Source organism: Uliginosibacterium sangjuense (assembly GCF_059132465.1).
This window is the reverse complement of record NZ_CP101132.1, coordinates 3,223,377-3,237,754: the sequence shown is the minus strand read 5'-3', so window position 1 is coordinate 3,237,754 and position 14,378 is coordinate 3,223,377. Positions and strand designations below refer to the sequence as shown.

General features: G+C 68.3%; 11 protein-coding genes. 8 read left to right on the top strand and 3 right to left on the bottom strand.

The features are described from left to right. The first annotated feature begins 67 nt into the window (after positions 1–67). From NMB43_RS14850 to NMB43_RS14815, 8 genes are all read left to right on the top strand, one after another. Positions 68–1,528: a cyclic-di-GMP receptor FimW-related protein gene (locus tag NMB43_RS14850; RefSeq protein WP_494348939.1), complete on the top strand. Its 1,461-nt coding sequence runs from the start codon at positions 68–70 to the stop codon at positions 1,526–1,528. Positions 1,529–1,655: 127 nt separating this feature from the next. Next, on the top strand, positions 1,656–2,627 hold the full coding sequence (locus NMB43_RS14845) for an acetyl-CoA carboxylase carboxyltransferase subunit alpha (RefSeq protein ID WP_494348938.1): 972 nt from the start codon (positions 1,656–1,658) through the stop codon (positions 2,625–2,627). A 66-nt stretch (positions 2,628–2,693) separates the two neighbouring features. Continuing rightward, complete coding sequence (gene tilS / locus NMB43_RS14840) at positions 2,694–4,001, top strand: tRNA lysidine(34) synthetase TilS (RefSeq protein WP_494348937.1); 1,308 nt, start codon at positions 2,694–2,696, stop codon at positions 3,999–4,001. A gap of 143 nt (positions 4,002–4,144) precedes the next feature. Then, the gene (locus tag NMB43_RS14835; RefSeq protein WP_494348936.1) at positions 4,145–7,711 is read left to right on the top strand and encodes a PAS domain-containing sensor histidine kinase; all 3,567 of its coding nucleotides are present in this window, start codon (positions 4,145–4,147) and stop codon (positions 7,709–7,711) included. Next, positions 7,708–8,625 carry a response regulator gene (locus NMB43_RS14830; protein WP_494348935.1) on the top strand — a complete coding sequence of 306 codons (918 nt, stop codon included), beginning with the start codon at positions 7,708–7,710 and terminating at the stop codon, positions 8,623–8,625. Before NMB43_RS14835 ends, NMB43_RS14830 begins: the two co-directional genes overlap by 4 nt. 36 nt (positions 8,626–8,661) lie before the next feature. Continuing rightward, positions 8,662–10,206, top strand: coding sequence for a SpoIIE family protein phosphatase (locus NMB43_RS14825; RefSeq protein ID WP_494348934.1), 1,545 nt, complete (start codon positions 8,662–8,664; stop codon positions 10,204–10,206). A gap of 124 nt (positions 10,207–10,330) precedes the next feature. After that, a complete protein-coding gene (gene rlmM / locus NMB43_RS14820) occupies positions 10,331–11,401 on the top strand; it encodes a 23S rRNA (cytidine(2498)-2'-O)-methyltransferase RlmM (RefSeq protein ID WP_494348933.1) in 1,071 nt (356 codons plus the stop codon). 83 nt (positions 11,402–11,484) lie between these two features. Beyond that, complete coding sequence (locus NMB43_RS14815) at positions 11,485–12,834, top strand: DEAD/DEAH box helicase (RefSeq protein WP_494348932.1); 1,350 nt, start codon at positions 11,485–11,487, stop codon at positions 12,832–12,834. A gap of 4 nt (positions 12,835–12,838) precedes the next feature. Here the strand turns inward: NMB43_RS14815 and NMB43_RS14810 are convergent, their stop codons facing one another. The 3 genes from NMB43_RS14810 to NMB43_RS14800 form a co-directional block, all read right to left on the bottom strand. Then, entirely contained in the window at positions 12,839–13,267 is a 429-nt protein-coding gene (locus NMB43_RS14810) for a DUF192 domain-containing protein (RefSeq protein WP_494348931.1), read from the bottom strand. Between the two features lie 81 nt (positions 13,268–13,348). Further along, positions 13,349–13,918 (bottom strand): rRNA large subunit pseudouridine synthase E, encoded by a 570-nt coding sequence (locus NMB43_RS14805; RefSeq protein ID WP_494348930.1) that lies wholly within the window; start codon positions 13,916–13,918, stop codon positions 13,349–13,351. Positions 13,919–13,994: 76 nt separating this feature from the next. Continuing rightward, positions 13,995–14,198, bottom strand: a complete 204-nt coding sequence (locus tag NMB43_RS14800; protein WP_494348929.1) for a cold-shock protein — start codon at positions 14,196–14,198, stop codon at positions 13,995–13,997. Positions 14,199–14,378 lie beyond the last annotated feature (180 nt).

The window sequence follows — 14,378 nt, the reverse complement described above, 5'->3', positions numbered from 1 at the left end:
TGGCGAAAGCTGGTGGTTTAGTAGAATTTGCAAAAGTCGGTAAATCGGGGGCGGCATGCAGACGTCGATGTCCAGTCAGGTTCCAGATTCCAGCGCGGCTGGCGTCGTCCAACTGATCCGCGGGTTGTCCGATGCGACACCGGAGGCGGCGCTCGTCGACGCCGTCGGCTGGATCGAGTCCCTGATGCAGAACCAGGATGTTCCCGAGGGCGAGCGCCTGGAGCTCCTGTTCATGATCGACGAGGCCCTGCAGGCCCATGCCCGGGGCCACGTGGACCGCTACCTCGCGGTTGTGCGTCAAGGCGGGGCCGAGCGCCGCAGCTTGTGGAGCGCGGTGCGCAGCCACTGGGCCTGCCTGCTCGATGCCTATGCCGATTGCCTCAATCTGTTGGTCGACGACCGCTTTGCCGAACTGGCCCAGCAACGCTTGGCCGAGCTGGCGGTGCGGACCATCCGCGTCGGTGCGCAGCGCGCCAAGTGGGACGCCTTCGAGCATGGCCCGGCCGACCACAGCGTGTGGCTGAGCCTCAATCAGGCCTACCGCCAGGCGGTGCGCTGCGGCGTCTCGCACCAGAACATCCGCCTGCGCAGCGATCGCGCCACCGAGAGTTCGGTCGAACGCGAGTACATGCGGGCGGTCGCCCTGCACAGCGTGGGCATGGACCAGCTCGACCCGGAGCGCCTGGAACTCGCCTCACGCATCATCCACTACGCCCTGCCTTACCTGGAGCTGTCCGGCATGCCCAGCCAGGCCAGTCTGTACTGGGTTGATGCGCAGTACGCACTGCCGCCGGCCCGCCTGGTCAAGACGCCGGCCAATGCCATCCTGCCGCGCTTCTTCAGCGGCATGGTGGCGGTGCCCTCGCTGGAAGAGCTGCTGGACATGGTGATCGCGGGCGACATGCCGGCGGTGCTCAAACCTGGCAGCGACAGCGCACCGGGCGTCGTATCCAGCGTGCTGGCGCACATCATCAAGGGCTGGTCCACCCAGCCGCCGGTGCGGCGCCACCGCCGCTACCCCATGCCGGGGGAGGTGCTGGTGGTCGAGGGCCTGCAACGCTTCGCCGCCTGCCTGGCCGGCGACATGCCCGACTACCAGCCGCCGGCGTGGGTCGTGCGCGATGCCAGCCTGCACGGCGTGGGCCTGGCGGTGCCGGGCGAGCGCGCCGGCCAGTTGAGCGTCGGCACCCTGGTGGGGCTGCATTCCACTGATGGCGACCGCTGGCGCGTCGGTGCGGTGCGCCGCATCTGGCGTTCTTCCGAGCAGGAAGGGCAGGTCGGGGTCGAGATGCTGGGCGGCACGCCGGTGGTGGCCAGCGCCGACGACGGCTCCACCGAGGCGCGGGTGCTGTTGCTCGAACCCCTGCAGCGCGGCCAGCCGGTACGTGTCGCCGTGCCCCTGCCGGGCCTGCGCGCCCATGTGCCGGTCTATCTCAAGGCCAATGGCAAGACGGTCAAGCTGACGCCGCTCACCATCCTGGAGTATGGCGCCGACTTCGAGATCCGCGCCTACCTGTACGCTGGCTGAGGGTTGAGCGGTACCGGCGGGCGCCTGGATGCATTTGCGTCCATGCTGTACCGCGGCGGGCGGGGCTTCGGAGCCTGGGAGCGCTTCGGGTACAATCCGCGCCTTGAGTAATGCCGCGGGCACCAGCATGTCTGTCAAAACCACTTTCCTCGACTTTGAACAAGCCATTGCCGACCTCGAGACCAAGATCGAGGAACTGCGCTTCGTGCAGGATGATTCGGCGGTCGACATCTCCGAGGAAATCGCGCGACTCGAAGTCAAACGCCAGGCGCTGACCAAGGAGATCTACGCCAAGCTCACCCCCTGGCAGATCGCCCAGGTGGCTCGCCATCCGCAGCGCCCCTACACCTTCGACTACGTGCAGCACATGTTCACCGACTTCGAGGAGCTGCATGGCGATCGCGCGTTTGCCGACGACAAGGCCATCGTGGGCGGCCTGGCCCGCTTCAACGGCCAGAGCTGCATGGTGATCGGCCACCAGAAGGGGCGCGACACCAAGGAAAAGATCCTGCGCAACTTCGGCATGCCGCGCCCCGAGGGCTACCGCAAGGCGCTGCGCCTGATGCGCCTGGCCGAGAAGTTCGGCATCCCGGTATTCACCTTCGTCGATACGCCCGGTGCCTACCCCGGCATCGACGCCGAAGAGCGCGGCCAGTCCGAGGCCATCGGCCACAATCTGTATGTCATGGCCGAGCTGCGTGTGCCGATCATCTCCACCATCATCGGCGAAGGTGGCTCAGGCGGCGCGCTGGCGATCGCCGTGGCCGACCAGCAGTTGATGATGCAGTTCTCGACCTACTCGGTGATCTCGCCCGAAGGCTGCGCCTCCATCCTGTGGAAGAGCGCCGACAAGGCCAGCGAGGCGGCCGAGACCATGGGCATCACGGCTTCGCGCCTGAAGTCCCTGGGCCTGGTCGACAAGATCGTCAACGAGCCGGTGGGCGGCGCCCACCGCGATCACCGCGCGGCCGCGCAAGCCCTCAAGCGGGCCTTGCAGGAAACGCTGCGCAGCCTGTCCGAGTACGGTACCGAGGAACTGCTGGAGCGCCGCTTCGAACGCCTGATGGAATACGGCCGCTTCAAGGAAGTCGCCGCCTGACCGGCCGGCGGCCGTGTGCCGCCCGCCCCCTGTCCCGTTTCGCTCCTTCGCCGAGGCGCGGTGTAAATGGAAGCCCTGCCAGCCCGAGTGTTGCAGCAGCTTTGCGCCGCCTGTGGCCCGTCGCTGGCCGGGCGCCATCTGTGCGTGGCGCTGTCCGGCGGACTCGATTCGGTCGTCCTGCTGCACCTCCTGGACCAACTGCGCACCACGGCCGGTTTTCATCTCAGCGCATTGCATGTCCACCACGGTCTGAACCCGCGTGCCGACGACTGGGCGCGGCACTGTGAATCGCTCTGCGCGGCGCGGGCGGTCCCGCTCGACGTGCAGCGTGTCGCGGTGGTGACCGATGGCCGTGGCCTGGAAGCGGCGGCGCGGGCGGCGCGTCATGCTGCCTTCGCCGCCTGCCAGGCAGACTGGATCGTGCTGGCCCACCACCGGGACGACCAGGCCGAAACCGTGCTGCACAACCTGCTGCGTGGCGCCGGCCTGCGTGGTGCGGCCGGCATGCGGGTCGCCGACCCGGCGCGCCGACTGCTGCGTCCGCTCCTCGACGAGCCGCGCCAGGCCTTGCTGGATTACGCATGTGAGCAAGCGCTCGCCTGGGTCGAGGACGACAGCAACCAGGACACCCGCTTCACCCGCAACTTCCTGCGTCACCAGATCCTGCCGCGCCTGAGCGAACGCTTTCCCGCTGCCGGCGCTACCCTGGCGCGGGCTGCCGGCCATCTGCGCGAAGCCGATGGGCTGCTCGACGAACTGGCGCGGCTCGACTGGCAGGCCCTGCGGGCCGAGCCGGCGACGGCGCGCCAGCGGCTGCGTGGCCTGAGCCCGGCGCGCGCGCGCAATCTGCTGCGCGGGCTGCTTGAGCAGCAGGGCGAGCTGGCGCCCAGTTCGGCGCGCCTGGACGACTGGCTGCGCCAGCTCGGTGGCACGGCGGGGGTACGCATTCCATGCGGCCGTCATGCCCTGTGCGGGTGGCGCGATAGTTTGTGGATCGAACCGCTGGCGCAGGCTGACTGCGTTGCGCAGGTGTGGACGGGGCAGGCCAGCCTGCCCTGGGGTGACGGCTGGGTGCGCTTCCTTCCGGGGCAGGGAGAGCAGGCCTTGCGCCTGCCGCAGGACGGCAGCCTGCGCCTGGCGCCCGCGCAGGCGGGCCTCAAGCTGCACCTGCAGCCCGGCGGGCCGGGCAAGGGCTTGCGCAAACTCTGTCAGGAGCGGGATATTCCGCCCTGGCGCCGGGGCGCCCTGCCAGTACTGTGGTGGCAAGAGCGCCCTGTGTGGGTGGGTGGCGTGGGGAGCGCCGCCGCTGCGCGGTGTGCGTCCGACGAGGCGGGTTGGCTCGTCGGCTGGGATGGTGGCTGCGCGAAGGCATGATATCGGCATGCCGTCACGCGTGACGGGGCGAGCATCCCCAAGGCGGACAGGCGGGAGAGGCGGCGATCGAAGCGGAACACGGCGTTTCTGATGGCAGGCGACAACCGACGCGGCGACGCTTGTGGATCGTTGCCGCGATCGCCATGCTGGTGCTTCTCCTGGGGGGCGTCCTGGGCGTGCTGGAATGGCGTCGCCAGGTCCACGCCGCGCATGAGAACCAGCAGTCGAGCGCGCGTCAGCAGGTCGACCGGGTCGCCACCCGCCTGCAGGACGACGTGCTGGGCGTGCAACTCCTGCTGCGCGCCTTGCAATTGGGGATTCGCGTGGGCGACACCCCTCCCCAGTTCGCCGTCGCGGCCGAGCGCCTGCGCCCGGACCTGCTGGCGGCGCGTGTGCGCGTGCTGGCCCAGCTCTCATCACAGGGGGGCACGCTGGCAGTCGCCTGGCTTGACGATGGTGCCCGCCTTTCCACGGATCAGATCGACGGTTTGCTGGAGCAGCTCCGGCGACGCGTGGGCAGTTGGCACAGCCTGCCCGTGGGCTACCTGCTCAGCCCATTTGTCGACGAACCCACGCGCGGCCTGCTGGCGCTGCCGGTCGTGGCGGCGGACGGCGGCATTAGCGTGGCGGTCGTGGCCTTGTCCGACTGGCTGCCGGAGCGCCTGGCGGAATTGGGACCGGCCGGCTTCCGAGTGCGCGTGAGCAGCGCGGACGGCTTTGAACCTTACCGTACGCGGGACTGGCCGCAGGCCGAGCAGGGCGTGATGCCGGCGGTCGCCCACCTGGTGTCGCCGCCCTGGCGGGTCGAGGTGCTGCCGCGGACGGCCGACGCGACGGCTCCCGAGGGGCTGGTCGCGGCCCTCAGCTACCTGCTGGGAGGTGCGCTCCTGGCTTCGCTGGTGCTGGGCCTGGGTGGACAGCGCGAATGGATGGCACGGCGGGTGGATGACGTCACGCGCGAACTTGACGCCGGCAATGCGCGTCTGCAGCGGGCCCTGGTCGTGTCGCGCGAAGGCGCGCTGGAGTATGTGCCGGAGAACCGGCGCCTGTTCTGCTCCGAGCGCTTGCGGGCGATGCTGGCCTTGAACATGGCCGAGCCCAGGCTGACCCACTTGTTGCGCCAGGTCCGCACGCGCGACCGGCGCCTGCTGGTGCGCGCCTTGCGTGGCTTGGGGCATGGGCTGCGGGCGCTGGACGAGACGGTGCGCCTGCGTGAGCAGGCCGGCGCGGATCGTTGGTTGCGCGTGCGTGCGTTGGCCCAGGTCGATGAGGGGGGGCTGCAGCGGGTCACCGCCTCGGTGTCGGACGTGTCTGGTGAGATGGCGCAGCGCCGGCAACTGGAGCGCTACCGCGACTTCCTCGATGCATTGCTCGATGCCTTGCCGGTGCCCTTGAGTGTGAAGAACGCCGAACTGCACTGGACCTTCGTGAATCAGGCCTACTGCCGCTCCGAGCAGCGCGCGCGCGAAGACTTCCTGGGCCACCGCACGCACCGCATCGTCGACGAGGCGATGGCCGTCCAGCTCGAAGCGATGGACCGCGCCACCCTGGCCAGCGGCCAGCCGCAAGTGGCCAACCTGTGGCTCAGGCGGCCCGACGGCCACAGCGACTACGTGCGCATCACCAAGGTGCGCTGTGAGGGCCCTGACGGCCGCCCGGTGATCCTCACCAGCACAGAGGACCTGACCCAGTTGCGCGAGGAGCAGGAGCGCCAGGCCGCCTTGCACGGCTTCTACCAGGCCGTGTTCGATGCCTTGCCGCACCCCGTGTTCATCAAGGACCGCGCACATCGCTACGTGCTGACCAACCGGGCTCATGCCGAGTCGCGCGGCTGTGCCAAGGAAGACATCGTGGGCGCCACCTCCTACGACCATGCCGATCCCGAGGTGGCGCGCCAGATCGAACTGGCCGAGGACAGCTTGTTCGCCGGCACCGCGCCGCCGCTGCTGGAGCACGAATATCCGCTGATCGACCCGGCCGGCCGGGTGCGCAGCACGCTGGTGCGCAAGGTCGCGCTGCAAGGGCTGGACGGCGAGCCGCTGCTGGTCGGCATCAATACCGACATTTCCCCCCTGCGCGAGATGGAGGCCAGCCTGCGTGCCGCCCTGCACCGCTTTGCCATTCTCTTCGAGCAGGCGCCCCTGGGCATGGCGTTGATCGGCGACGATGGCCGCCTGCTCGATGCCAACCCCAGCCTGCTGCGCACCCTGGGCTACACGCGCGACGAGCTGCTGGCCTTGCGCCATGCCGACATTTCGCCGCCCGAGGAACACGCGCTGGACCAGGCCCAGGCCCGCCTGATGCTGGCCCAGGGGCATTGTGCGCCCTTTGCCAAACACTACCTGCGCAAGGATGGCTGGCCGGTGCCCGTGTTGGTGAGTGGCATCGTCGTGCGCGAGGGCGAGCGGGTGTCGCAGATCTGGGGGCTGGTGCAGGACACCAGTGAGCGCGATGCGGCCCTGGCCGCCTTGAGAGAGAGCGAGGCGCGCTGGCAGTTCGCACTGGAAGGCGCGGGCGATGGGGTGTGGGATTGGGATGCCGCGCGCGACAGCGTGTTCTACTCGCCGCGCTGGAAACGCATGCTGGGCTACGCCGAAGACGAGATCGGCCAAGGCATGGACGAATGGCAGGGGCGCCTGCACCCGGACGACGCGGCGAACTGCCTGGCCACGCTGGAGGCGCACATCCAGGGCGGCAGCCCGCTCTACATCCACGAACACCGCCTGCGCTGCCGCGACGGCCGCTACCTGTGGTTGCTCGCCCGCGGCAAGGTCGTGGCGCGCGATGAGCATGGTCGTGTGCTGCGCCTGATCGTGACCCAGACCGACATCAGTGGCCGGCGCGCGGCCGAGGACGAGTTGCGCCGCCACCGCGACCGCCTGGCCGAACTGGTGCGCGAGCAGACCGACGACCTGGTGCGCGCGAAGGAGGCCGCCGAGCGCGCCCTGGAGGCCAAGTCAGTGTTCCTCGCCAACATGTCGCACGAATTGCGTACGCCGATGCATGCGGTGCTGAGCTTCGCCCAGTTGGGCGAGGCGCGCGCGCAGCAGGTGCCGGTGGAGAAGCTGCGCGACTATTTCCAGCGCATCGACTTCGCCGGCAAACGCCTGATGCACCTGCTCGATGACTTGCTAGACCTGTCCAAGCTTGAAGCCGGGCGCATGCACATGGACCTGCATGCCGTATCGGTCGGTCGCCTGGCGGAGGAGGTGGCGCACGAGTACGAGGCCTGGCTGCAGGCCAAGCAGGTCCGTCTGACACTCAACATTCCGCCGGATCTGCCGTTGGCTTGGGCAGACCCGGCACGGCTGGGCCAGGTCTTGCGCAATCTGTTGTCGAACGCCATCAAGTTCACTGCCGAGGGCTCGCCCATCCTGATCTCGGCGGCGCCCCACCTGCTGGCGCGCGGCCGCCGGGCGAGCGACGAGCGCGATGTGGCGGGCCTCGAGATCGTGGTGGGCGACAATGGGCCGGGCATCCCGCCGCAGGAACTGGAGGCCGTGTTCGAGAAGTTCGTGCAAAGTACCGCCACCCGCACCGGCGCCGGCGGCACCGGCCTGGGGCTGGCGATCTGCCGCGAGATCGTGATGGCGCACCGCGGCTGCATCTTCGCCCGCAACCGACCCGGCGGAGGGGCCGAATTCGTGGTGCAATTGCCTGCCGCCCCCGTGCATGACGGGCCTGTCGAACCGCTGGAGTCAGAAACGTGAGTGCATCGCTGCTGGTCGTCGACGACGAACCCCTGAACCTGGAGATCATCTCTGAGTACCTGGACAGCTCGGATTACCGCCTCACCCTGGCGGGGTCCGGCGAGGAGGCCTGGCGCTTGCTCGATGCCAATCCGGCGGGCTTCGAGCTGATCCTGCTCGACCGCATGATGCCCGGCATGGACGGCATGAGCCTGCTCCGCCGCATCAAGACCGACGAGCGCACCAGCCACCTGCCGGTGGTCATGCAGACTGCCGCCGCCGCGCCTGACCAGGTCAGCGAGGGACTGGCCGCCGGCGCCTACTACTACCTCACCAAGCCCTTCGAGGCGCGCACCCTGCTGTCCATCGTGCGTGCCGCCCTGGGTGACCGCCAGCGCTGGGCCGACCTGAGCCGGCGCATCGCCAACCACGGTGCGGCGCTGACCCTGACCGAGGAGGCGCATTTCGCACTCAGCACGCTGGACGAGGCCGAGTCGCTGGCCGCCTTGCTGGCCTTGGTTGCCAAGCGTCCGGAAGTGGTCGCCATGGGTCTGGCCGAGATGTTCGTGAATGCCATCGAGCACGGCAACCTGGGCATCGACTTCGCCGCCAAGTCGCGCCTCAAGACCGAGGACTGCTGGATGGACGAGGTGCTGCGCCGCCTCGTGCTGCCGGAGAACCGCAACAAGCGGGTGCGCGTCACCGTGCGGCGCGACGTGGCCGACTGGGTGGTGCGGGTGCGCGACGAGGGGCCCGGCTTCGATTGGGAGCGCTTCGTCGAGATTTCGCCCGAGCGCGCCTTCGCCCCCAACGGGCGGGGCATCGTGCTGGCGCGCGAGATCGCCTTTTCCGACCTGCGCTATCACGGCAAGGGCAACGAGGTCGAAGTGCGTTTCAGCGCGGCCGAGGCCGGTGCGATGGCGCAGCCGGTCTGACCCCCACCCCTCGTGAACCCGATTTCGAGCCCGCTCGTGCACTCCCCCAAGTTTCGCGTCCTCGTCGCCGACGACACGCTGGCCAACCGCACCCTGCTGCGGGCCTATCTGGCACGCCTGGGTTTCGAGACCCTGATGGCCGAGGACGGCTTGCAGGCCATCGAGCAGTTCGCCGCGATCCGCCCCGATATCGTGCTGATGGACCTCATGATGCCGGGCATCGACGGCTTCGAGGCCATCCGCCGCATCCGCGCCATGCCGTCCACGGCCTGGGTGCCTATCGTCATCGTCTCGGCCATGGATGCCGAGTACGACATCGTGCGTGGCCTGGAAGCCGGGGCCGACGATTACATGACCAAGCCCCTGTCCTACCAGGTGTTCGCGGCCAAGATGCGTAACATGGCGCGCACCCTGGAGTTCCAGCGTGCGCGCGAGACCGCGATCCGACGCGAGAGCGCGGTGTCCGACGCGGTGGTGGACGGCATCATCACCTTCGACACCCATGGCACCATCGTCAACTGCAACCGCGCCGGACGCCAGATCTTCCACGTTCATGGCGCAGAGCTGGAGGGGCGCAGCTTCCTCGATCTGCTCGGCGATGGTCTGGGCGAGCGTCTGCGCCGGACCCTGCAGCGCCCGCCCGCCGCGGGCGGCGACCCCTTGCTGGGGCGGGTCGTCGAGGTCACGGCCTGCGACGCGCAGCGCCGCAGCTTCCCCATCGAGCTGTGCATCAGTCCCTTGCCGGGCGAGGACAGCCAACTGTTCATCGGTGTCGTGCGTGACATCAGCGAACGTCGCCGCGTCGCCCGCCAGCTCCTGGATGATGCGGCGCGCCTGCAGAGCTACCACGACGAGGCGGAGGCCGAAGCCGAACTGGCCAAGGAAGTCATCGAGCGCCTGATTCGCCGCGAGGCCCTGCAGGCGCAGGGCGTGCATCACCTGGTCGTCCCCACCCAGCGCTTTTCGGGCGACATGGTGCTGGCCGCCCGCTCGCCCTCCGGCCGCCTCTACGGCGTGGTGGCGGATGCCACCGGCCATGGCCTGGCGGCGGCCATGAGCGGCCTGGCCATCGTCGGCGACTTCTACGACTCGGTGGCCGACGACGAACACCTGGCCGACATGCTGGCCACCATGAACAAGGCCTTGTGCCGCATGCTGCCCAGCGGGCGTTTCGTATCGCTTGCGGCGGTTTGCCTCGACCCGGCGCGGCGCAGCGGCGAGCTGTTCGTCGGCGGCATGCCCGACGTGCTGCGCCTGGACGCGACGGGCCAGGTGGTCGAACGCTATGCCTCGTCGCACCTGCCCTTGGGCATCCAGCAGGCGGAGGTGTCGGAGTTCGTGACCCATCGTCTGCAGTGGCAGGCGCGCGGGCAACTCCTGCTGTGCTCCGACGGCATTGTCGAGGCCAGTTCGCCCGAGGGCGAGGAGTTCGGCTACGCGGGCCTGATCCGCGCCGTCCAGCAGGGGGGTGGTGAGGCGGTGCGTTGCCTGGCGCAGTTACGCGCCGAACTGGACCAGCATCTGGCCGGGCAGGGCGCGCACGACGACATGTCGGTGCTGCTGCTCGATTTCGAACCCTGAGATCGTCCGCAAGCCCTACGGGCAGGAGGTCCCCTCCGGCGGGCCGGATCGGCTAACATGCGCGCCTCCCTCGCCGAACAGACCGGCGCCGCCGCCCTGCGGCCGGCGCTGCTACCGCCCCGTCATGCCCCAAGCCATTGGCCTGTTGTTCTACTGCCGCCCCGGTTTCGAGGGCGAGTGTGCCGCCGAGGCCGGTGCGCTGCTGCAGCGCCAAGGTCTCAGCGGTTTCGCCCGCGCCAAGCCGGATACCGGCTATACCGTGTTCCAGTTGCATGAGCCTGCCGATGCCGCCGGCTTGCTCGACACCTTGCCCATGCGGCACTGGATCTTCCCGCGCCAGCGCCTGGCCTGGCTGGCGAGCCTCGCCGACCTGCCAGCCGACGACCGCCTGAGCCCCCTGCGTCAGGCCATCGCCGGCCTGGGCCAGCGCTTCAGCGGGGTGCTCGGCGAGACGGCCGACACCAACGAGGCGAAGGAGCTGTCGGGCTTTCTCAAGCGTTTCATGCCGCATCTTGAACGTGCCCTGCAGGAAGACGGCCTGCTGCGCGACGATGCCCGCCTGCCGCGCCTGCACCTGTTCTTCCACGATTCCAGCCGGGCCGAGCTCGCCTTGGCCTATCCCAAGGACGCCTCGCCCTGGCCCATGGGCATCCCGCGCCTGCGTCAGCCGCGCGGCGCGCCCAGCCGGTCCGCCTTGAAGCTGGTGGAGGCCCTGCACAGCCTGCTCGACGAGCAGGAGCGCAGCCAGTTCCTGCGCGCCGGCCAGCGGGCGGTGGACCTTGGTGCCGCCCCCGGCGGCTGGACCTGGGTGTTCGTCGAGCGCGGCCTGCGCGTGACCGCCGTCGACAACGGCGCCCTGGCGCCGGCCGTACTGGCGACCGAGATGGTCGAGCACGCACGTGCCGATGGCTTCACCTGGCGGCCGCGCGCCCCGGTCGACTGGATGGTCTGCGACATGGTCGAGCAGCCGGCGCGCATCGCCGCCCTGGTGGCGGACTGGGTGGGGGGCGGGCGCTGCAAGCGCGCCATCTTCAACCTCAAGCTGCCGATGAAGAAACGCCTGGACGAGGTGGACCGCTGCTGCACCATCATCGACAAGCGCATGCGTCAGACTGCCGGCGACTACACCCTGCGCCTGCGTCATCTCTACCATGACCGCGAGGAAATCACGGGTTATCTGGCGCGCCTTGAGTAATGCAATCGGCTTAATCGGATCAAGCAGTTATACTTGACCGGTTTTCACTTGAGCCGCGAACGTCTCGCGCTATCCAATATCCCATGAGTTTTGCTGATCTGGGCCTGATCCCCGAACTGCTGCGTGCAGTCGAGGAGGCCGGCTATACCGAACCGACCCCCATCCAGGCCCAGGCCATTCCCGTGGTCATGGCTGGACAGGACGTCATGGGCGGCGCCCAGACCGGCACTGGCAAGACGGCCGGCTTCACGCTGCCGTTGCTGCAGCGTCTGGCCCGCTTCGCCAACACCAGCACCTCGCCCGCCAAGCACCCGGTGCGCGCGCTGATCCTCACGCCCACGCGCGAACTGGCGATCCAGGTGCACGAATCAGTGCAAACCTATGGCAAGTACCTGCCGCTGCGTTCCACCGTCATCTATGGCGGGGTGGACATGAAAGCGCAGATGGCCGAGCTACGTAGTGGCATCGAGATCGTGGTGGCCACGCCGGGCCGCCTGCTCGATCACGTGGAGCAGAAGAGCATCCTGCTGAGCCAGGTCGGCGTGCTGGTGCTGGACGAGGCCGACCGCATGCTGGACATGGGCTTCATTCCGGACATCCGCCGCATCCTCGGCCTGCTGCCGGCGCAGCGTCAGAGCCTGTTGTTCTCCGCTACCTTCTCGGAAGAGATCAAGAAGCTCGCCGATACCATGCTGCGCAGCCCGCAGCTCATCGAGGTCGCGCGTCGCAACACGGTGGGCGAGACCATCACCCACGTCGTCCACCCGGTGGCCGAGAGCGTCAAGCGCGATCTGTTGGCCCACCTGCTGGCCGAGAAGGGGCTGACCCAGGTGCTGGTCTTCGTCAGCACCAAGTTCGGCTGCGCACGCCTCGCGCGTCACCTGCAGAAGGAAGGCGTGTCGGCCGATGCGATCCACGGCGACAAGAACCAGCAGCAGCGCCAGGAGGCGCTTGAAGGCTTCAAGAACGGCACGATACGCGTGCTGGTCGCAACCGACGTGGCCGCGCGTGGCATCGACATCGACGACCTGCCGCATGTGGTGAACTTCGAACTGCCGCCCAATGCCGAAGACTACGTGCACCGCATCGGGCGCACCGGGCGCGCGGGCAAGCAGGGCACGGCCATCTCCCTGGTGGCGCCGGAAGAGAGCCTGCGCCTGCAGGCCATTGAAAAGCTCATCAAGATCAAGATCCCGCAGGAAGTCGTGGCTGGCTTTGGCCCCGACGTCTCGCCCGACCAGGTGCGGCGTAGCCGCCGCCCCGCACGTGCGGCGGCGCCGGCTGCCGCGCCCCAGGTGGCGCCGGACGGCTTCGACTTCTCCCGCCCGTACGAAACTTCCGACAGCGCGGCAACGCCGTCCGCCAGCACTGTTGCGCCGCGCCGTAAAGGTGCGCGCGCCGTGGCCGTCCTCCTCGGCGGCTCCGGCCGCTGACTGACTACTGCTTCAGCCCCGGGATGCCCTGGATGCGGGCCCCGGGCTTGATGCCTTTTGCCTTGAACCAGCCCTGATTCATCTCCAGCGCGTAGCGCGCCGGCTCGACCGCACAATGCGAGGTTTCGGTCTGCGGCTGCATGTCCTCGATATTGAGGATCTTGCCGCTCTCGTCAGCAAACGCCACCGACAGCGGCAGGAAGGTGTTCTTCATCCACATGCAGTGGCGTTGCGTGCCGTCGAAGATGAACAGCATCCCTTGCTGGGCGCCCATCTCCTTGCGGTGCATCAGGCCGCGCATGCGCGTCTCGTTGGAGGCCGCCACTTCAGCCTCGATGCGGTACATGCCGATACTCAGTCCGGTACGGGGGAAAGCCTGGGCCAGGGCGCTGGCGGCCAACAAGGCCAGGATGGGGATCAGGAACGGTCTCATAGTCGATTGGCGTCAGGACGGTGGCCGGATCATAGCGCTTGGTGACGCAGTGCGTGGTGGGGTGGAGGGAGGGCGGCGATATCAGCGCATCCGTCGCCGTGCCGCCGGCGGTGCGCGTTGCACCCGGTATTCGCCAGGCTGCAGTCCCTCCAGCGTCCAGGCGCCAATCGCTACACGAACCAGACGCAGCGTCGGGAACCCGACACGGGCGGTCATGCGCCGGACCTGGCGGTTCTTGCCTTCGGTCAGCACCAGTTCCAGCCAGGTGGTGGGAATGCTCGCGCGATACCGGATGGGTGGCTGACGCGGCCATAGCCAATCGGGTTCGGCGACGATGCGCGCCTGGCACGGCCGGGTGACGAAATCGCCCAGGTCCACGCCCGCCCGCAGGTGTTCAAGCGCTGCCTCGTCCGGCACGCCTTCCACCTGTGCAAGATAGGTCTTGGCCTCCTTGTGGCGCGGGTCTGCCAGGCGGTGCTGCAGGGCGCCGTCGTCGGTCAGCAACAGCAGGCCTTCGCTGTCGGCATCCAGGCGGCCGGCAGCGTAAACGTCCGGGATGTCGATGAAGTCGGCGAGGGTCTGCCGTCCGTGCTCGTCGGTGAACTGGCACAGCACGTTGAAAGGTTTGTTGAACAGGACGACGGTACTCATGGACGGAGTCGGGGCCGCAAATGAAAAAAGCCCGCACGAGGCGGGCTTCAATGGTCAGACAGACCTGTTGCCTGGATCAGGCGCGCTGAATGTTCGAGGCCTGCTTGCCCTTGGGGCCTTGCAGGACTTCGAACGCGACCTTCTCGCCTTCCTTGAGCGTCTTGAAGCCACTCATGGTGATTGCGGAGAAATGCGCGAACAGATCTTCGCTGCCATCGTCGGGCGTAATGAAGCCATAGCCCTTGGAGTCATTGAACCACTTCACGGTACCAGTTGCCATCACTCTTTCCTTCAGATCCTCGTGTTTATCTCCGTGCAGTGCGGACATGCTTCTTGGGGTAGAGGTGGGACCGCAACCGCGCCGTGCGCTCAATTGGGTCGGGACGGAGCACCACTTTTGAGCACAGGCGGCTTTTACGCCAAGCCTTGCCGCTCGTCAATGCCTCGTTTCCCGAAAGGG